11 protein-coding genes are annotated in these 19,671 nt (G+C 52.3%); 7 read left to right on the forward strand and 4 right to left on the reverse strand.

Features of this window, described 5'->3' with window-relative positions; translation table 11 throughout:
- Positions 1-48: 48 nt before the first annotated feature.
- The 3 genes from IEY39_RS19605 to IEY39_RS19615 form a co-directional block, all read right to left on the reverse strand.
- The gene (locus tag IEY39_RS19605; RefSeq protein ID WP_188934748.1) at positions 49-774 is read right to left on the reverse strand and encodes a murein L,D-transpeptidase catalytic domain family protein; all 726 of its coding nucleotides are present in this window, start codon (positions 772-774) and stop codon (positions 49-51) included.
- Positions 775-1,003: 229 nt separating this feature from the next.
- The gene (locus IEY39_RS19610) at positions 1,004-2,407 is read right to left on the reverse strand and encodes an MATE family efflux transporter (protein ID WP_188934749.1); all 1,404 of its coding nucleotides are present in this window, start codon (positions 2,405-2,407) and stop codon (positions 1,004-1,006) included.
- A 54-nt stretch (positions 2,408-2,461) separates the two neighbouring features.
- On the reverse strand, positions 2,462-3,601 hold the full coding sequence (locus tag IEY39_RS19615; protein ID WP_188934751.1) for a redoxin family protein: 1,140 nt from the start codon (positions 3,599-3,601) through the stop codon (positions 2,462-2,464).
- Positions 3,602-3,747: 146 nt separating this feature from the next.
- Between IEY39_RS19615 and IEY39_RS19620 the strand changes: the two genes are divergently transcribed.
- On the forward strand, positions 3,748-4,656 hold the full coding sequence (locus tag IEY39_RS19620) for a sugar phosphate isomerase/epimerase family protein (RefSeq protein ID WP_188934753.1): 909 nt from the start codon (positions 3,748-3,750) through the stop codon (positions 4,654-4,656).
- A 29-nt stretch (positions 4,657-4,685) separates the two neighbouring features.
- On the opposite strand, the gene IEY39_RS19625 is transcribed toward IEY39_RS19620, so the two are convergent.
- Positions 4,686-7,589: a ligand-binding sensor domain-containing protein gene (locus IEY39_RS19625; protein WP_188934755.1), complete on the reverse strand. Its 2,904-nt coding sequence runs from the start codon at positions 7,587-7,589 to the stop codon at positions 4,686-4,688.
- A gap of 213 nt (positions 7,590-7,802) precedes the next feature.
- Between IEY39_RS19625 and IEY39_RS19630 the strand changes: the two genes are divergently transcribed.
- The 6 genes from IEY39_RS19630 to IEY39_RS19655 all read left to right on the forward strand — a co-directional run bounded on the left by IEY39_RS19630 (position 7,803) and on the right by IEY39_RS19655 (position 19,669).
- Positions 7,803-9,347 carry a TolB family protein gene (locus IEY39_RS19630; protein ID WP_188934757.1) on the forward strand — a complete coding sequence of 515 codons (1,545 nt, stop codon included), beginning with the start codon at positions 7,803-7,805 and terminating at the stop codon, positions 9,345-9,347.
- Positions 9,348-9,449: 102 nt separating this feature from the next.
- The gene (locus IEY39_RS19635) at positions 9,450-12,251 is read left to right on the forward strand and encodes a glycoside hydrolase family 2 protein (protein ID WP_188934759.1); all 2,802 of its coding nucleotides are present in this window, start codon (positions 9,450-9,452) and stop codon (positions 12,249-12,251) included.
- A gap of 4 nt (positions 12,252-12,255) precedes the next feature.
- Positions 12,256-13,419, forward strand: a complete 1,164-nt coding sequence (locus IEY39_RS19640) for a TolB family protein (protein WP_188934761.1) — start codon at positions 12,256-12,258, stop codon at positions 13,417-13,419.
- 123 nt (positions 13,420-13,542) lie between these two features.
- Positions 13,543-16,824: a SusC/RagA family TonB-linked outer membrane protein gene (locus tag IEY39_RS19645; RefSeq protein WP_188934763.1), complete on the forward strand. Its 3,282-nt coding sequence runs from the start codon at positions 13,543-13,545 to the stop codon at positions 16,822-16,824.
- Between the two features lie 25 nt (positions 16,825-16,849).
- Entirely contained in the window at positions 16,850-18,682 is a 1,833-nt protein-coding gene (locus IEY39_RS19650; RefSeq protein ID WP_188934765.1) for a RagB/SusD family nutrient uptake outer membrane protein, read from the forward strand.
- Positions 18,683-18,793: 111 nt separating this feature from the next.
- Positions 18,794-19,669 carry a hypothetical protein gene (locus tag IEY39_RS19655; RefSeq protein ID WP_188934767.1) on the forward strand — a complete coding sequence of 292 codons (876 nt, stop codon included), beginning with the start codon at positions 18,794-18,796 and terminating at the stop codon, positions 19,667-19,669.
- Positions 19,670-19,671 lie beyond the last annotated feature (2 nt).

Consider the following 19,671-nt stretch of genomic DNA (forward strand, 5'->3'; position numbering starts at 1 on the left):
CTAAATTGAGCTTTTTCACCTTCAAACCATCTGAAGTAATCGTCCATGCTAGCTGTTAAGTATCTTGCTGCGCGTAAGGTATTTTTTACTTGGATGATAGATAAATAAAAGGGAACCTTCTTTTATAAGATCGATAATTGTTTCTGACTCATCAGCGGGTACAGCCGGGCAACCATAACTCCTTCCACAGAACCGGTTCATCTCCAAAAAGTCCGGTCCGACATACTGGCTGCCATGTACTACGACATTCCTGCTGCCTGCCCTGTCGTTGAACCCTCTTTCCATTCCCCTGATCTTGAGGGACAATCCATTGTTTCCCATATAAGTCCCCTGGGTGACATAAAACCCAAGGCTGCTCTTATGCGAAGAGGGGCTGTTGGAGAAAGAGTTGGCGAACTCCGTCCCTGAATTGCGGCCATGCGCCACATAGGTATTCACCAGCACCTTCTTCTGGTCGAGATCAAGAACATACAACCGTTTGTTACGGGAAGACTGGCTCAGATCGCAAATAGAGATGATATTGGTTTTGTTCAGCCAGTGATGATCCAACAAATAATGATATCCTTTAAGAGCATATTCGAAAGCTTTTTTTGTCAGTCCCACTTCCTGCAGATCGAACTCCTGGTATAGGGTGGTGACTTCGGCCGCAAAGGCGGCGGCTTTTGCTGAACGATTGGATTTTACCGGACCACCGGCTTTTAGCGCACTTACCGGCAAAACAAATGCGACCAAAACGCACAAGAATCCGGGATGTAATAAACGACTGCGACGCATGTTTCAAAGGTTTTTATCAGATGCCACCGAAAGACCCATCTTAGGCCTTCCCTCCGGGGTCTTTAACAACCCCATCCCACTTGGCTAACCCTGGGGGCTAGTCCGTACGGACGGAGTTATTAACGGAGGGGAATGTAAAATATTATCTATTTTGTACTTGTGCAAGAATCTTTTATGAAAAAATTTTATTGTGTGCTAAGGGACTTTTCCACATCCTATATACTTCTACTTATACCTTCACACGCTTCCATTTACCCCGCCTGAACACAATAAAACTAACAATAGCGATAGTCGTTTCTGTGATGAGAATGGCCAGGAAAACACCCTTGGGGCCCAGTTTGAGCGCAATGGCCAGTGACCAGGCCAGGGGGATCTGAAAAAGCCAGCAACAAAAGAGGTTGATGATGGTGGGGGTACTCGTATCTCCGGCACCGTTAAAGGCATTCGTAAGGACCATACCCACACCGTAAAACACATAGCCGATACTGATAATGCGTAAAGAATTGATGGCAACTTCCACCACCGCCGGGTCCCGGTTTACAAAGCCAACGATGGGTGCTGCGGCGAAGGCAAACAGCAGCGAAACCAGCAGCATGAAGACTGCATTATATATGGAAGCTGTCCGCACGGACCGCTCTGCCCGTTCGGGTGATCCCGCTCCCAGGTTTTGGCCTACAAGGGTCGCCGCGGCATTGCTCATCCCCCAGGCAGGCAGCAGGAAAAAGAGCAGGATGCGGATGGAGACCTGGTAGCCCGCCGTGGCGGCGGTATCGTTAAAACTCATAATGATACGGGTCATAGCGATCCAGGAAGCCGTACCGACCAGGAACTGTGCGGTCCCGGTCGAAGCGACCTTGGTGAGCCCCTTTATGATCGCGCCATCCGGCCTGAACTGTTTACGGACGATGCGGATGATCCCGTTTCCCCGAAAAAGATAGAACAGCTGGTAGCAGACCCCGATGCCCCTGCCGGCGATGGTAGCTATGGCCGCACCAGGCAGACCATAATAATGGATAAGGATAGGGCAGAGAATGATATTGCAGCCATTGGCGATCCAAAGTGACCACATCGCCATTGCGGCATTGCCCGCGCCCCGAAAGATACCGTTGATGAGGTAGAGCAACATGATGACGAGACAGCCTGCAAAGACCAGCCGGGTATAACCCGTACCAATAGCCACAGTCGTAGCCGAAGCCCCCATGATGCCGAGGAGATGCGGTGCGAGAAAGGCGCCGACCAGGCTGATCACCACGGTGATGGCCAGCGAGATCACAATAGACTGGGCGGCGGTGTGCGAAGCCTCTTCGGGATTCTTCTCCCCGACGCGCCGCGCGACCAAGGCCGTGGCGGCCATGCTAAGCCCGACGGCGATGGAATAGACCACATACATCGCCGACTCGGTGAGTGCGACGGTGGTCACAGCATCCTGCCCGATGCGACCTACAAAAAAGATATCGACGATGCCAAACACTGACTCCATACACATCTCGAGGATCATGGGTATCGACAGCATTACGACGGCGCGCCGGATGCTGCCTGTGGTATAGTCCTGGTGCTGACCCGAAAATGACTGGCGAAGGACAAGGGCGATAGTGGACAAGGTATTCCCCTTTTGATTAGGTTCTGTTGACATAAAACCGGGTTAATGAATCTGAAAGATAGGAATTTTGTCAACGGAAGATACCACTCAATAGTATCTGCCGATCGCCGGGTCGTCCACGATTACTTTTTTCAATTCCACCGCATCGATAGGTCCCTCCTTGGCGTAGACGATCTTTCCTCCCGGCTCCACCACCAGCGTATAAGGTAAAGCGCCCTGCCATTTAGGGTCGATGGCGTCTATCAGTTTGTACTTGTCATCGATGTTGAAGATATAATTGGTTGCCGATGCCTGTGATTGTTGCAGGAAATGTAAGGCCTTGTCCCTTTTGGCCGGTTCGTCGGCGCTGATGCTGATAAATTCAAAATCCCGGCGACGATACATCCGGTTTATATCCACCAGGTCGGGAAACTCCGCTACACAGGGGCCGCACCAGGTGGCCCAGACATTGATAAGCCGCAGCTTCTCCGTCTTGTTGCCAATAAGGTCTTTGATCCCATCGGCCGTGATGGTATCCAGCTTTACAGGCTCTTTTGCCCATTCCTGCCTGGCCTTCCCGATCCAGTTGCTTTTCTCCGCCCACTTTATCGAACAGCCAAACACCTTTGTTGTCGTCACCTCAACGTCCTTATTATTCAGCAGGGCTTCGATGGCGTTGCGGGCATCAAGCGTATGCGGGGTCCTGGTCGGCTTCTCCACGTCGTCCACCCGGCCGCTATACCGCAGCTTCCTGTCCTTGTCGAAGATAAATACATGCGGGGTGGCGATGGGGCCATATTTCAAGGAGACAGCCTCCGTCTCGCCGTCATAGAGATAGGGAAAGTTGAAGTGTTTATCCGCTGCCCGGCGTTTCATTTCCTCGAAACTATCCCCCATATCCGTGAACCCCAACTCATCCAGACGTATAGACTCCGGGTTGTTTGGCATGATCGCAACAACGGCAACTCCTTTGTCCTTATAATCTGTTGTCAACCGGATAACCCGGTCTTCATACGCTTGTGCGGTGGGACAGTGGTTACAAGTAAATACCACCACCAATATGCGGGCATCTTTAAAAGAAGAAAGGGTATAGGTCTTGCCATCGACACCGGGGAGCGAGAAGTCCGGGGCGGAAGCGCCGATGGGGAGGGTAGGGTGGTCGCCGGCAACCTGTTCGACGCTGTGATCGGCCGAATGACAGGACACGGCAAAACAAAAAATACAGGCGAGGAAGAAGGGGAACTTCATATGGCCAATTTTTTCTAAAAGTTACAATTTTTATGCCCGCTAATTCCTTTTTGAGTGGCATGATGTAGTAAAGATGTAGTGAAAAATAGGATAGAAGGTATAACTTTAGCAGCGTAACGAATTGTTCCATATAAAATTCCCACAACATGCACACGAGAAGATCCTTCCTCAAAACATCCGCCCTTTATTCCGCTGGCATCCTGGCCGCACCGGCCCTGCCTTCCTTTCTGACTGCCGCCGGCCCGGTCATCGGGTTGCAATTATATACGGTGCGCGATCAAATGGCCGCCGACCCTAACGGGACCCTGGCCAAAGTGGCGCAGATCGGGTATAACTCCCTGGAAGGCGCTACTTATAATAATGGGATCGAGAAATTTTATGGGATGGACCCCAACACCTTTGCGGGGGTATTAAAGAACAATGGCCTGATCATGCGCAGCTGCCACTATCGTCTTGGCGAAGACTCGCAGGGCGCAACCCTCACCAACGGCGAATATAACGGCACCATCCTCCACGACTGGGACAAGGCGGTGGAAGATGCCCACACCCTCGGACTTCACTACATGGTCTGTGCCTGGCTTTCACCAAAAGAGCGGCTCGGACTCGATCATTATAAAAAAATGGCGAACGACTTCAATGTCGCGGGAGAAAAATGCCAAAAGGCAGGCATTCAGTTCTGCTATCACAACCACGACTTCGAATTCGACGCCCAGGGTGGCAAATACCCCTATGATGTCCTGCTCGAAGACACCGACCCCAAATTGGTAAAGATGGAAATGGACCTTTACTGGGTGAGCAAGGCCGGTCACGATCCGGTGCAGCTTTTCGACGCCCATCCCGGCCGTTTCCCGCTCTGGCATTTAAAAGATATGGATGCAACTCCCCAGCATTCCTTCACTGAAGTGGGGAACGGGACCATCGATTTCAAAAAGATCTTTGCCAACAAGGCCAAGTCGGGGATGAAGTACTTCTTTGTCGAACAGGATCGTTGTCCCGGCTCGCCGTTCGACAGCATTACCAAGAGCATCGCCTATATCAAACAGAATCTGGTTTGAATCGAATCTAATGTCTTTTGCCCGGCCCTTCACGAAGGGGCGGGGCGCGCATGCACTTCCATCAAAAAATCGAACAGGTTCGTCTCCGTGGGGATCTTCAGCTTTTTGCGTAAGCGATAGCGGCTGATCTCCACCCCCCGGACGGAGATATTCTCCAGCTGGGCGATCTCCTTGCTGCTCAGGTTCATCCGCAGATAGGCGCAGAGCTTCAGTTCGTGCGCGCTAAGCGCCGGATAAACGCTCTTTATGGTCTTCAGGAAATCACTGTGCACCTGGTCGAAGTGTATAGCAAACTGCTCCCAGTCCTTATCCATCTTGTTGTCATCCCCGAGGATGCGCAGCATTTTCTTAAACTCCTCCGCCCCGGCCCCATCGCCGTTGGCGCCCTTCTTCATCCGCACAAGCTCTTCGCGGATATTGCCTAGCAGCTCGCCCTTCTGCACCAGGTGCATGGCCGCCGAAGCCAGTTCCGTATTCTTGTGCGCTATCTCCGCCTCGAGCTTTTCATTCCGTAGTTTGACGATCTCTTTTTCCGATTTGTCCATCTCCAGCTGGTGCAGGTATTGCAACCGCGCCTGCTCTTCCTCGTGCTTTTTCTGCTGCTGTCGGAAGATACGGCGTTGCCAGAAGAACACCAGGTAGAGCAAACCAGCCAGCAGCAGGACATAGCCGGCATAGGCCCAGGCGGTCTGGTACCATGGCGGCAGTATCGTAAAAGTATAGCTGCTGATCGCGGATTCATTGCCCATGTTAGACTTCGAACGTACCTGGAAGGAATAGGTTCCGGCCGGCAGGTTGGTATAATCCTTTTCTGTCTTCTTCGACCAGTCTGACCAATCCCGATCGAAGCCCTTCAGGTAGTAGCTATAGCTAATACTGTTATGCACGGCATAAAGCGGGCTGGAATATTCGAAATGAACGGAGTTCCATTTGTTGGAAATACTGTATACGGCGGCGGCGGGCTGGCCCAGGCTGTCGTCTACCTCCCCGAAATAGCCGCCAAACAACACGCTGTCCTTTTTTCCAAAGGCCCGGACACTTCGGATCCGCACCTGTATCGGGTAGTGGTTCTTTTTGTATTCTTCGTAGTTGATATGATAAAAGCCCCTCTCGGCGCCGACAAAGACATTGTATTTATTGTAGGGATAGATATGTTCATAGTCGGCCACCATTCTTCCGCTTAGCTCGGGGAAGTAAATGGTCTCCGGCTGACTCCCCGAAAGATCGATAACCCCAAGGCTGTTGTCCTCGATGAACCAGATATTGCCCGCGGCATCCTCTTTTAATGCCCGGATATTGCGCTCTCCGAAAAAGTCCTTAAAATAAGGCGAGAGCCCGAAGCCATCCCGTCCTGCATTGTATTCATAGACCCCCTTCTCGGTGGCGATGACGATATGGTTCTTCACCTTGAACAGGTGGTTCTTCAGATAGGAAGGCAGCCCGTTCTTTTCGGTATACAGTTTCACCTTCGGGTGGGCCAGATCGTTCAGATCGATCTTATATACTCCCCGATAGGGATGCGCGACCCACACCGTATTGTTGTTGTCGATCGCCATAAACTGGGATGAAGCCGCATATCCGGGCAGATTTCCTTCCTGTACAAAATGATTGCCGGTATACCGCAGCAGGTTGATCCCGACCCCGTCGCCACCCAGTACGAGCGCCGAAGGCAGGACATTCGCGTACGGCAGAAAGGTCCAGTAGGCCCGGCTGGTATCTATCGGAACCAGGCGATCGTTACTCACCTGGAAGGCGCCGTCATGATGACCGAGCAACAGGGTGCCGTTGATCTCGGTCAGTCCCCAGGTGGAACCCTTTGTCCCCGGGATACTCCTGAACTCCCCCCGAAGGAAGCTGAGGTCTTCCCGGTCGTCCACCGGCAGGGAATAAAGCCCGTTGGAAGTACCGACGAACAGCTCTTTATTATAAATGAGGGAGGTATAGCCAAGCCCTTCGTTCAATTTCTCGGGGTAGATATGTTTGATCGCATTGTTAAAGGCGACAAAATCGATCCCATTGTCGAGGCCCATCCAAAGATTCTTGTTCCGGTCGAGAAAAAGCATCAGGATATTGTTGTTTTGAAGACCCTCCGTCCGGGAGAGGTTTTGGATGATCTCCCCTTTTTTATTGACGATATAAATTCCATCGAGATTGGTTCCGATGGCCAGCCAATCCTTATTGACCGCGATGGCGGTCAGCACCCGCTCGTTGACAAAGGGGTTCTCATGGGCAAAACGAAAGGGGGTGATCTTGTTGTTCGCCAGCACGAAGAAGCCGGTGTTTACGGTGCCCAGGAAGCTGCTGTCCTTGCCAAACGGGAACAGACAGGTCACCCAGCTTGCCGGCAGCGCGCTTTCCTTTACAAAGGGCGTCCACAAGCCATCGCGAAATTCCAGGAGGCCATTGCGACCATCCTGTGCCACCAATTGACGATTACTTTCCCCAAGAAACCGCCATTCCGAAGCCGCGGGATAGACCGTAATCGTTTTATTGTTCAGTTGGAAGATCATCTCCCGGGACATAAAGAAAACATCGTTGCCATACGGAACGATAAACCAGATATCCGAAAAGGAGGAGTTTTTCTCGGAAAGCAGGTTTTTTAAGGAAGTAAAGGCAAGTCTTCCGTTCTTGTCGGGTGAGAAATAGCCAAAATCGTCCTGGCCGCCGGCATAGATGCGGTTGTCCTTTCCCAGGGCCACCGACCGGACGATGGTCTTGTTCGGTAGAGGGTAGGTCTTCCAATAATTGCCATCAAAGCTCAGCAACCCCTGGTAATTAGCGAAATACAAGATCCCGTAGCGATCCTGGACGATACCCCGGTTTTGAGTGCCGGCATTATAAACATTCCTGGGGTAATTGACGATGTCGGGTATACCGATGGTATTCTGCGCCTGACAGACTCCCGCAGTCCACCCAAGGAGCAGCGTGATCAAGGTTTTTATCCTGCTGACAGTTGGCATAATCCGACCTTCACCATAAAGATAGGTATACCGTGTAGAAAGAAGTACCGGTTTTGACTCCTTTTACTTTTTGATGTGGTGATGATGTGGTGGAAAAGCCTCATTTAAAGGAGATTTTCCAGTATGATGTAGTACAGATGTAGTAGGAAACTAGACAACTGAGCAATCGCCGCCTAAATTTGTTGCATGAAATCAATACTATCTAACGGATTGCTGTCAATACTGCTTCTGGTCTTTTCGACCAGACCCATCGCCGCCCAACCCGTGGGCATGTTTGATGGGCATGGGGATGTGGGAACCAACGTAAAACCCGGTTCGGCCACTTTTATCCCTGCAACAGGGCAATATGTCATCACCGGCGCAGGCTATAATGTCTGGGCCGATCATGATGAATTCCAGTTTGTCTGGAAGAAGATGAAGGGGGATTTTATCCTCTATACCCGGACGGAATTTCTGGGCGGCTGGGTCAACTACCACCGGAAAGTAGGCTGGATGGTCCGCAAGAGCCTGGATGGCAATTCTCCCCACGTCAACGCAGTAGAACATGGCGACGGGCTCACCTCGCTGCAATTCCGCCGTACTGAGGGCGCGCAGACCGAAGAACATAAGTTCAAGCTCACGCATGCCAATATCCTGCAGCTGGAAAGGAAAGGGAATCAATATATTATGCGGGCCGCCATTTATGGCGAACCCTTCCAGACCGACACCATCTCCGGCATCGACCTGGGTGACGAGGTCTACGTTGGGCTTTTTGTAGGTTCACACAACTCGGATGTACTGGAAACCGGGGTTTTCAGCAATGTCAATATCACCGTTCCTTATAATGGAGAATCCGATCAACGGACCCAGATGACCCTGGGCAGCAGGCTCGAACTGATGGAGATCGCTTCCGGCCATCGGGAAGTTATCCTCTCTGTTCCTTACTCCATCCAGGCGCCCAACTGGACGCCCGATGGGAAAAGCCTCATCTTTAACGACGCAAAAGGTACGATATACAATTTCGACCTGGCCACCCGTACTCCCACTTCGGTGAACACCGGAACCGTCACTCATAATAACAATGACCATGTCATTTCCTTTGACGGCAGGATGCTCGGGTTGAGCAATTTTGTAAAAGACCTCGGCGGGTCTATCATCTATACCGTTCCGATAACGGGCGGCACCCCGAAGCAGATCACCCCGAAAGGGCCATCTTATCTGCATGGCTGGTCGCCTGACGGAAAGGACCTGGTTTTCTGTGGCGAACGCAACGGGGAATTCGATGTCTATAAGGTGGCTGCCAATGGTGGAAAGGAGATTCGGCTGACGACATCTCCTGGTCTGGACGATGGCCCGGAATATACACCTGACGGGCAATACATCTACTTCAACTCCGTGCGTAGTGGTCTGATGCAGATCTGGCGGATGAAGCCCGATGGCAGCGGACAGGAACAGGTGACCAACGACGATTTCGACAACTGGTTTGCGCATATCTCGCCGGATGGGAAATGGTTCGTCTATCTTTCTTTCCTTCCGACCGAGACGCCTGCCGGCATCCATCCGCCGTATAAACACGTCTATATCCGGCTGCTGCCTATTGACGGAAAAGGCACGCCAAAAGTGCTGGCCTATGTCTATGGTGGTCAGGGATCGATCAACACTCCTTCCTGGTCGCCCGATGGGAAAAGAATTGCTTTTATAAGCAACACGGATATGAGCAATACCGATTTGGGAGGTACTAATAACAAGTAGGACCAAAAACGGCCCTCCCGCTGTTACGGCTCCAGGCGAGTGAGAATGGCCACTTGCCGGAGTTCGTAACTTGTCCTAACATTGCGAACTAAAAGATTGCCAATGCCTCCGCTAAAATTTTGCAAGCGCCTTTCCGCTGTTTCTGCCATTCTCCTTTGTGCCATCCTCTCCCAGCCCGTTTTACTTCGTGCCCAGCCTGTACGTCAGGTTCAACTCTCCCATTTTACGCTTCAGTCCTCTGCCGTGATCAAAGCCGGTGGCGACTCGCTTTCTTCTGTTCACTATACACCTCCTAATTACTGGTTCCCGGTGACGGTCCCTTCGACAGTGCTGACGGGTCTCGTGGCCAATAAGGTCTATCCCGACCCATATATCGGGATGAACAACATGCTCATCCCCGATGCTTCGGACTCGTTTAACCGAAAATATAACCTCGAACAATACAGCTATCTGCCCGGCGAACCCAACCCCTGGAAGAAGCCCTACTGGTACCGGACCACTTTTCCCGTTCCTGCTGCCGACAAGGGCCGTCATTTTCAGCTCATCTTCAAAGGCATCAATTACAGGGCGGAGGTCTGGCTCAATAGCCGGATCATCGCCGACTCTGCAAAGATGGTGGGGATGTTCTCAGTATTCGACCTGGACGTAAGCGCTGCGATCCACGCCGGAGAAGAGAATGCGCTTGCCGTGAAGATCTATCCCCTGGATGTCCCGGGCGAACCGGCCACCCCGCAACTGGAAGCATTGGACGAATTTTACGAGAACGGCGGACCCACCGGCGACATCGGCAAGAATGTGACCATGCTCAGCTCCGTTGGCTGGGATTGGATCCCGGAGGTTCATGACCGCAACATGGGTATCTGGCAGCCGGTATACCTGCGGACAACGGGACAGGTGGTCATTAGCAAACCTCGTATCGTTACCGAACTGCCAAACCTGCCCGATACGTCGATTGCCAGACTCTCGCTCGATATGACACTGGCCAATAACAGCGCACAGTCCCGGCAAGGTTCGGTGGAGGTCACCATCACCCCCGAGAACTTTATGGGCGAACCCATATCTTTTACCAAAAAGGAAGCCCTCGACCCGGGTGGAGAAAAAACCATCCATTTATCCGCTGCCGATATACCCGCACTACTGATGCATCATCCCCGTCTCTGGTGGCCCAACGGTTATGGTCAGCCCTGGCTTTACCGCATCCGCCTGAAATGGGCTGACGGCAGCGGGATCTCCGACGATACCTCCTTTGTCTTTGGCGTGCGTACTGCCGGCTCCACTGCGACGATGGTCAACGGCTTTGTACGCCGCGACTTCTTTGTCAACGGCAAAAGGATACACCTGACAGGCGGAGCCTGGGTACCCGACATGATGCTCAACCGCGACCGTCAGCGATATGATTATGAACTGCGGCTCTGCCGCAATGCGAATATCAACCTTGTCCGCATCTGGGGTGGTGGTCTTGGCGAGACCGATGAATTCTATGAATTAGCCGACCGCTATGGCCTTCTCGTCTGGCAGGACTTCTGGATCACCGGCGACACCAACGGCGGATTCAAGGGCTCGGCAGACTGGCCCTTACAGAGCGCTGTCTTTGTCGACAATGTCATCAACACCATCTACCGCATCCGCAACCATCCCAGCCTGCTGGTCTGGACGGGCGGGAATGAAGGCCACGCCCGCAAAGAACTATACGACGCCATGCGCGACAATGTAGCGAATCTCGACGGCACCCGGCCGTTTATCCCCTGTTCGTCCGGTTTCTCGAAAGCGCCAAAGGAATGGAAAGCCTCATGGCCCGATGACCAGCCCGCCGGCGTCTATAGCGGCGGACCTTATTCCTGGCAGGACGATGCGCAATACTACCGGCTTGTAGATGCTGGTAAGGATTGGGTATTCAAAGACGAGACAGGCATTCCCTCCCAGCCGCCGTACAATACACTCTCCAGGATCATCCCCAACCTGGTGCCGGACAAGAACCTGCCGTTTCCCTTGAACAATACATGGGGCTATCATGATGCCTGTACGGGAAACGGGCATTACGATACGTATTATAAGGCGATGGTCGACCGCTATGGCGCGCCCGCCAACGTCCGCGATTTCTGCGACAAAATGCAGTTGTTGAATGCCGGCGGCTATCGCAGCATCTTCGAAGCGGCCGGACATAAACTAAATGAAACGGGCGGAGTCATGCTCTGGAAACTGAATGCTGCTTTCCCCAGCGTCATCTGGCAGGTGTATGACTGGTACCTCGAGCCCAATGCCGGCTACTATTTTATGCAAAGGGCCTGCGAGCCGGTACATATTCAGCTGAACCTCGACGACTCGGCGGTTGCCGTCGTCAACAGAACCTATATCAAGCGCCCTGATCTGCGCTTTGAAGCCCAGGTGATCGGCATGACGGGCGCCACCCTGCTCAAAAAAGAAGGTCGCCTTAGCCTCGACACCACTGACGTAAAAAAAGTCTTGTCCCTCCGCGAGGTGCTAAGCCAGGCCCAAGGCATCTCTTTTGTTCTGCTTCGGCTTACCGATGGCGGCGGCAAGCCCCTCTCGAACAACGTCTACTGGATGTCTCCCGGACATGACTTCGCCGATCTGCGGTCGATGCCTGCGGCTAATGTGCAGGCCACGGTGCAGGCTACGGCAAAAAAAGACGGCTATACCGACTGGACCATCCGCTTTACCAATACCTCTTCCCGGCTGGCCTTCTTCCTCAACCCGCAAGTGATAGTGGGTGGAGATGAAGTACTGCCGAGTTACTGGTCGGATAACTATTTCTCCATTCCGGCGGGGCAGTCTGTCACGGTGAAGGTTAGCTGCCCGGTGGCGGCTTTGTCCGGTGGGACCCCGCAACTGCGGTTGGAAGGATGGAATATCCGGTCGGAAGACTTGCGACTTATTCCATAGCTATATGACTAAAATATCGCTCTTCCTCATCTGTCTCCTCGCCACGGCAGGAGCTTTCGGGCAACACCCGGTAGGCATCTTCGACGATCACCTGGACATCGGCAACCCGAAGATGCCCGGGGACGCCACCTATGACACGGCCTCGCAGGTCTATATGATAAAAGGCGGCGGCGCCAATATCTGGTTCAACCGGGATGAGTTTCACTTTGTGTATAAGAAGATAAAAGGGGATTTCATCCTCACTGCCGACTTTGAATTTACGGGTGACACAGCGGGTGCCGTTGGTCATCGCAAGATAGGCTGGATGATCCGGCAGTCCACGGATGAGGGCGCGGCCAGCGCCAATGCCTGCAAGCATATCGACGGGCTGGTCGTCCTCCAGTGGCGGCCCTATCGCGGCATGTTCATGCGCGACCCCGAGGAAGAGCGCTTCTATCCAAAGAAAGGAGGTCAGACCATCCAGTTGCAACGCATCGGGAATGTCATCACGATGAAGATCGCCCATCCGGGCGAGCCCTTGCAGCTGGTCGGTTCCTGCATGGTGGACGACCTTCAGAAGGACGTGCTGGCCGGTCTCTTCATCTGTGCGCATGATTCCGACAAGGTAGCGGGCGCCCGGGTGTGGAATGTTCGCATCGATAAGCCCGTGATCCATCCTTACACCTCCAACCCCCATGTACCCCCTGTCGTTGTACACGACGTTTTCGCCAGTCGCGTGGAGACGATCGATATCGCCGATGGGCACCGCAAGGTACTTGGCGGGTTCCCCGGCCCTGTCGCACCACCCCCCGGTGATAAGCCGGAATACTCCCCCGACAAAAAATACGACTATTACAGCGCCAATGTCAACGGCACGACGCAGATCTGGCGCATGCGCCCCGACGGGTCGGCAAAAGAGCAGCTCACCTTTGACGAATACCACAACTGGTTCCCGCATGTTTCACCGGATGGCAAATGGCTGGCATTTATTTCTTACCCCATGGATATCGATCCCAATGCTCATCCCCTCTACGAAGAAGTAATGCTTAGGCTGATGCCGCTGACTACACCCGGCGCTGCAAGGGTCATCGCCTATCTCTATGGTGGAGAGAGTACGCTCCACGTCCATTGTTGGTCGCCGGACAGTAAACAGATTTCTCTTATCAGCAATTCGGAGCCGGCGCGCTGATGTAGTGAAGATGTGGCGAAAAGCCTGGCATAAGCCCGTTTGAGTAGAAGTGATGTAGAGATGATGTAGTGTAAGATTAGTGGTTGGAAAACTTCAAATTTAGCTTTGCTAAAACGATTGCTTATGCCAAAGAAAACCAAAGGGCTGGCCAAGATCGGTTGCACGGTGATGGTCCTGCTGCTCTTTACCACTACGATCTATGCCCAAAATACGGTTACCGGTAAGGTAATCAACAAGGCGGACAATGCGCCCATACCCGGAGCCACCATCCAGGTCAAATCCACCAAGATCATTGCCCAGTCTGGCTCCGACGGCACCTTCTCGATCAATCTTCCGGGATCAAAGGCGACCCTGGTGATTTCGGCCGTCGGCTTCGGGAATCTCGAGGTGCCCGTCACGGCCGGTACTCCGGCCGGGGACATCGCCCTGACGACTGCTGCCACTACCTTGAACGATGTGGTCGTTACAGGCTATACTTCCCAACGTAAGGGGGACATCACCGGGTCGGTATCGGTCGTCAATGTCGCCGAAATGAAACAAACGCCATCGGGAAGCACGGAAGCCTTGTTACAAGGGCAGGCCTCGGGAGTTACCGTTTTCTCTACCGGTCAGCCCGGCGGGGCCGCAGTAGTCCAGATACGCGGGATCACTTCCTCGGGTAATTCTGCTCCACTGGTATTGATCGATGGCGTGCCTGCAAGCATGCACGATATCAATCCAAATGATATTCAATCCATTCAGGTGCTGAAGGACGCCGGCGCGGCATCCATATACGGGGTGCGCGGGTCCAACGGTGTGATCATCATTACTACAAGAAAAGGTACAGGGGCTATGAAAGTTGCTTATGACGCCTATTATGGAACACAGCGGCCATTAGGCAAAGGCTGGGACCTGGCTACACCAACCCAGACAGGGCAGGCCAAATGGGCGCAGGCTTTTAATGACGGTCTTACTGCCAACGACCCACAATATGGCAATGGGCCGGTGCCGGTTGTGCCCTACTATATCACGCCGGCCGGTGCAGCTCAGGGTGCACCCAAAACCAGCCCGGCAGACTATGATCTCTATAAGAACCATATTACCCTGGCTGACCAGGGTGGCAATAATTGGTTCAGTGACATATTTAAACCGGCGCACATCCAGGACCACAATATATCCGTAAGCGGCGGCACCGGTAAGTCGTCATTTTTTATTGCCTTCGGCTATATGGATCAGCAGGGTACCTTGATCGATACCCGGTTGAAGCGTTATTCCGTCAGGGCCAACTCGACTTTTAGCCTGATAGATGACCATGTCCGTATTGGCGAGAATATCTATGCATTCTACAAGACCAATCCGGGCTATCTCAACGCGCCTGGAGTAAACAGCACCAATTCCATCAATGCGGCTTACCAAATTCCCAATATCATCCCGGTATATGATATCGTGGGCAATTATGCGGGTACCATTTCACTGGGTACCGGCAACTCCTCCAACCCGGTGGCCATCCAACAGCGCCAGGCAAACAATACCAACCAGGACTACCAGGTCGTCGGGAACCTATTCGCAGATGTAGACTTTCTGGGTCATTTCACCGCCCATACCAGCGTAGGCGGAACAGTCGATCACTATTACTTCAATGGATTTGCCACTACGCCGTATGAAAATGCAGAAAATAACATGGCTGCCAATTTGTATGAAGAGACCTATGGTTGGAACAGCGGCCTCATCTGGACCAATACCCTGAAATACGCCAATAAGATCGGCAAGCATGATTTCAGCATCCTGGGCGGTACCGAATATATCTACAATACCGGCAGGGCCGTTCTGACGACCAGGGGTAATTATTATATCACGGACTCCACCAACCTGACGGTCAGTCCTAATCTCTGGACACTGAATTTCGGCCAGGCTTCCACGCAGACTAACAATTCCGGCGTTGTCGGGGATAACGGCATCCTGACCCCCTATCAGCTAGCGATATTTTCATACATCGGCAGATTGGATTACAACTACGCCGGGAAATACCTTTTTAGCGCTACGATCAGGCGGGATGGTTCTTCCGTATTTGTCCCGGCCCAGCGATATGGTAATTTCCCTGCCGTTACGGCAGGATGGCGGATCTCGCAGGAGTCATTTATGCAAGACCTGGATTGGCTCAACGACCTCAAGATACGCGGCGGCTGGGGCAAATTGGGTTCCATCAGCAATATCAACCCAACCAACGCATTTACGTTGTTTGGTCAGCAGATCAACCAATCTTATTATGATATCAATGGAACGAGCAGCAGCCCCGTAGCGGGCCTTTACGTCAGCCAGTACGGCAACCCTAATACCAGTTGGGAGAAAGATGAGCTGACCAATATCGGATTTGACGCAAGCGTCCTCCGGAATAAATTCGACTTTAGTTTCGAGTGGTATAAGAAACTGATCAGCGGTCTCTTGTTCATCCCCGCAGTTCCGGGCACGAACGGCGGCGCTGTAGATCCTTTTCTCAATTCAGGCAATATTCAGAATACAGGTATCGACATGGCGCTTACCTATCATGGAACTATCCGCAACGACCTCAGATTTGATATAACCGGCACCTTCACTTCTTATCAGAATAAGGTCGTCAGCCTTCCCCCGGGAAGAAATTATATCGATGAACCCGTCGGCGGACAAACGGTGACATCGAGGATCCAACCCGGGCATCCCCTTGGCGCATTTTTTGGTTACCAGGTGATCGGTCTGTTCCAGAACTGGACCGACGTGGCTAAGTCTCCCACCCAACAGGACGCCGCGCCCGGCCGGTTCAAGTACGCCGACGTAGATCATAGCGGGAAGATCGATGCAAATGACAGGACTTTTTTTGGCAACCCCAATCCAAAATTCAGTGCAGGCCTTAATATCTCGGTAAATTATAAAAATTGGGATTTCTACACATTCCTGTATGCTTCGGTGGGCAACGATATCCTGAATAACGTCAAGTCGTCAACCGACTTCCCCCAAACTTTCGGTAACCAGATCAGTAAGAATGTTGCCCTCAATTCGGCAAGACTTATCAATGCCAGCGGCGCACCGACCAGTATCCACGATTCGACGGCCCATGTTGCCAACCCCGGGACAAACGTTCCCTTGCTTGAACAGAGCGCCAATTTCAGCAATTCAGGCGCATTCAATTCCTATATCATGGAAAAGGGCTCCTTTCTCCGGTGCAGGAACCTGACCATCGGGTACAATATCGTTTCCCCCGCGATCAGGCAGCTTCATATTGACAAGTTGCGGGTCTATGTCCAGGCGCTCAACCTGTTTACGATCACCAAATACTCCGGGTTGGATCCGGAATTGAATCCGGGCAGCAATGTTGTGTTTGGCATCGATTCGGGAGTGTACCCGAATAATCAAAAGACCTATAATGTGGGGGTAAGCCTTACGGTACATTAATTTATTCTGATAAAACCGAATTTATATGACAAGAATTTTTAAGTGGATAACGATCGTTACCCCGGTGCTGGCTGCGATCGTCATTTACGCATGTAACGCGAAATTGAACCTGCAGCCCCAGGGGTCGCTGCTTGCTTCGAACGTTACCAATAATTCCGGGGTTCAGGGACTCCTCATCGGAGCGTATGCGCTTTTATCCGGCGAGAATGTGCCCGGCCAAAACCTTGGGAATGGCAGCGGGGCCTCCAACTATGTTTATGGCAGCGAATGTGCCGACGATTCCTATAAGGGGTCTACTCCTTCCGATCAGCCCGACGCGATACCATTGATGACATGGTCCCTGGCACAAGCCGGCACCAGCATCTACCTGGATGAAAAATGGGTCGTTCTTTTCACGGGTATCCAAAGGGCAAACGATGTGATCCGCACCCTTCGCCTGTCGAAAGGCATCTCGCCGGCAGATACGACGGAATATACGGCTGAGGCCAGGTTCCTGCGCGGATATTATCATTTTGAAGGCAAAAAGATCTGGAATAATTTCCCTTACGTGGATGAAAGCATTTCATACACGGCCGGGAATCTGGATGTCCCGAATATCACCGGTGGGGGTTATGTCAATATCTGGCCGCAAATAGTTGCGGACCTTACCTACGCAACAAATAATTTACCGGGCACGCAGCCGAATATCGGGCGCGTAAACAAATGGGCGGCCATGGCCTTCCTCGCGAAAGCCTATATGTACCAGCATAGGTACGACAGCGCCCTGCTATTGTTGAACCAGGTGATTACCAGTGGCACGACTTCCAGTGGCACGCCTTATTCCCTCGACCCCATTTATGAAAACAACTTCAACCCTGCCCAAAAGAATAGCCCGGAAAGTGTTTTTTCTACCCAGGCCTCTGTAAACGACGGGTCCTCCATTTCGACCAATGGCGGCAATGGCGATACGGGGGATGAACTGAATTTTCCCTACAACCATGGCCCCGGCTGCTGCGGGTTCAACAACCCGTCATGGAATCTGGTACAGGCCTACAAGACAGATGCGAATGGCCTTCCTTATCTGGATGGAAGCTATAACAATGCACCCTTGGTGAGCGATCGCACCAATCCCTGGACCGGTACGGTAGATCCCCGTCTCGACTGGGCCGTCGGCCGGCCGGGTGAGCCCTATTTTGATTGGGGCGTCATCGATTCTACCTGGATCCGCGACGTTCTCGATGATGGATTGTTTGTTCCCAAGAAGAATGGGTATGCCCAAAGCCAGCAAGGGAAGTTCTCTTCTACCGAAACCGTATTCTGGGGCGCCGCGGAAGTGGATGCGAATAATGTGGATCTCTGCCGTTATGCCGACGTTCTGCTTTGGGCTGCTGAATGCGAGGCGCAGATCGGCAGCCTTGACAAGGCCGAGACGTATGTGAATATGGTTCGTCAAAGGGCTGCCAATCCAAACGGGTTTGTATATCTCAACGCTGCTTATGACGCTAATACCAGCACCTATTCCCCGCAAACGACCCCTGGTGATAAATATTCGGTAAAACCCTATCCTGCAGGCGCGTTCACTGTCAGGGGCCAGGCTTATGCCATAAACGCCATCCAAATGGAAAGAAGGCTGGAGCTTGCCATGGAAGGCCAGCGTTTCTTCGACCTGTCAAGATGGGATAATGGCACGGGGTCCATGCAGGCTATTTTGAATGCTTATGTCAGCGTTGAAAAGAACAGGAGTGGATTTTTCCGGGTCAATAACACAGCGACTTTTTCAAAGGGGGTCAATGAATATTTTGCCATCCCGCAGAAGGAGCTGGACGCCGAAAATGCACAAGGGAAGGTAGTACTGAAACAAAATCCGGGATATAATTGACCAGGCCCGGGGCCGCCCGCCCGGGGGCGGCCTTTTTTTTGCCGCGTCGGCAGTGGCCCACTCCTATACTAAATCGACGGCCCCTTCGTTACGGAGTATAATCCCCTGTCAATGCTCAACCTTCGTATTTTCGGCGCGCTCATCGCCGCCATCAGCCTGCTTTCCTGCGGGCAGCATAACGATCCACAACAGTTGCTGGAAATTCGCAAAGGCTTCGAACGATCGAACAAGTTTGTTGAGAATGAAAATGATATGGTTTATGCTGCCATCGAGCAGAAGCGAGCGGATGCGGTGAATAGACATCTGGTGGAGTTATACTCACCCGTCCTGAAAAGAATACGGGCGATCAGCAACAGGATGAATGCTTATGTTGATTCGCTGAAATTGAATGGAGAGGCGGATCTCGATCAGCAAAAACAACGAACATTAGTTGACCGGCTTGCTGCACACAAGCGGGATTTGATAGCGGCTTTTGACTCGACCTTACTGGGCAATGAATGGCGTTTTGTAAGCCTGGATATACTAAGCCTATATAATTACCTACCCCTGCTAAAAGGTGGGGCAGTCAGTGATCTACAATCGACAGACGCGGCAATCACAATGCTGCTTCTGGATAAGCTGCAAAGCGATATTCGTCTTTCCGAACACCTGCTGATAGACTATTGTAACAAACATACAACCGAAACAGTCCTTGATGGGGAATGGTTTCTGCCGATTGTCAGTTTAAGCAGTAGTCGAGTCCGGCCTGGAGAGCCTATTGAAGTTTTTGCAGGCATCAGCATGTTTAGCTATCGGATGGACCCAAAGATCACGATCAATAGTGTGCCTGTAAAGCTGGGAGGGGAGCCGGTCGCCAGGGATACCATAAAGGCTAAAAGGCAGCCTGGCCGCTATTTTATACCCGTCAAAATTGAATATTCTAAACCGGATGGGACAATTTGCACGATGGAGAAAAACTGCTACTATACGGTCGTCGCCGGGCGCTAAGG

The organism is Puia dinghuensis (assembly GCF_014642875.1).
GTDB lineage: Bacteria > Bacteroidota > Bacteroidia > Chitinophagales > Chitinophagaceae > Puia > Puia dinghuensis.

What these genes read in the sequence shown, in the direction of transcription:
- IEY39_RS19620 (WP_188934753.1), top strand. Translation starts at nt 3,748, where the DNA reads ATGCACACGAGAAGATCCTTCCTCAAAACATCCGCCCTTTATTCCGCT.
- IEY39_RS19645 (WP_188934763.1), top strand. Translation starts at nt 13,543, where the DNA reads ATGCCAAAGAAAACCAAAGGGCTGGCCAAGATCGGTTGCACGGTGATG.
- IEY39_RS19635 (WP_188934759.1), top strand. Translation starts at nt 9,450, where the DNA reads ATGCCTCCGCTAAAATTTTGCAAGCGCCTTTCCGCTGTTTCTGCCATT.
- IEY39_RS19640 (WP_188934761.1), top strand. Translation starts at nt 12,256, where the DNA reads ATGACTAAAATATCGCTCTTCCTCATCTGTCTCCTCGCCACGGCAGGA.
- IEY39_RS19650 (WP_188934765.1), top strand. Translation starts at nt 16,850, where the DNA reads ATGACAAGAATTTTTAAGTGGATAACGATCGTTACCCCGGTGCTGGCT.
- IEY39_RS19605 (WP_188934748.1), bottom strand. Translation starts at nt 774, where the DNA reads ATGCGTCGCAGTCGTTTATTACATCCCGGATTCTTGTGCGTTTTGGTC.
- IEY39_RS19615 (WP_188934751.1), bottom strand. Translation starts at nt 3,601, where the DNA reads ATGAAGTTCCCCTTCTTCCTCGCCTGTATTTTTTGTTTTGCCGTGTCC.
- IEY39_RS19610 (WP_188934749.1), bottom strand. Translation starts at nt 2,407, where the DNA reads ATGTCAACAGAACCTAATCAAAAGGGGAATACCTTGTCCACTATCGCC.
- IEY39_RS19655 (WP_188934767.1), top strand. Translation starts at nt 18,794, where the DNA reads ATGCTCAACCTTCGTATTTTCGGCGCGCTCATCGCCGCCATCAGCCTG.
- IEY39_RS19630 (WP_188934757.1), top strand. Translation starts at nt 7,803, where the DNA reads ATGAAATCAATACTATCTAACGGATTGCTGTCAATACTGCTTCTGGTC.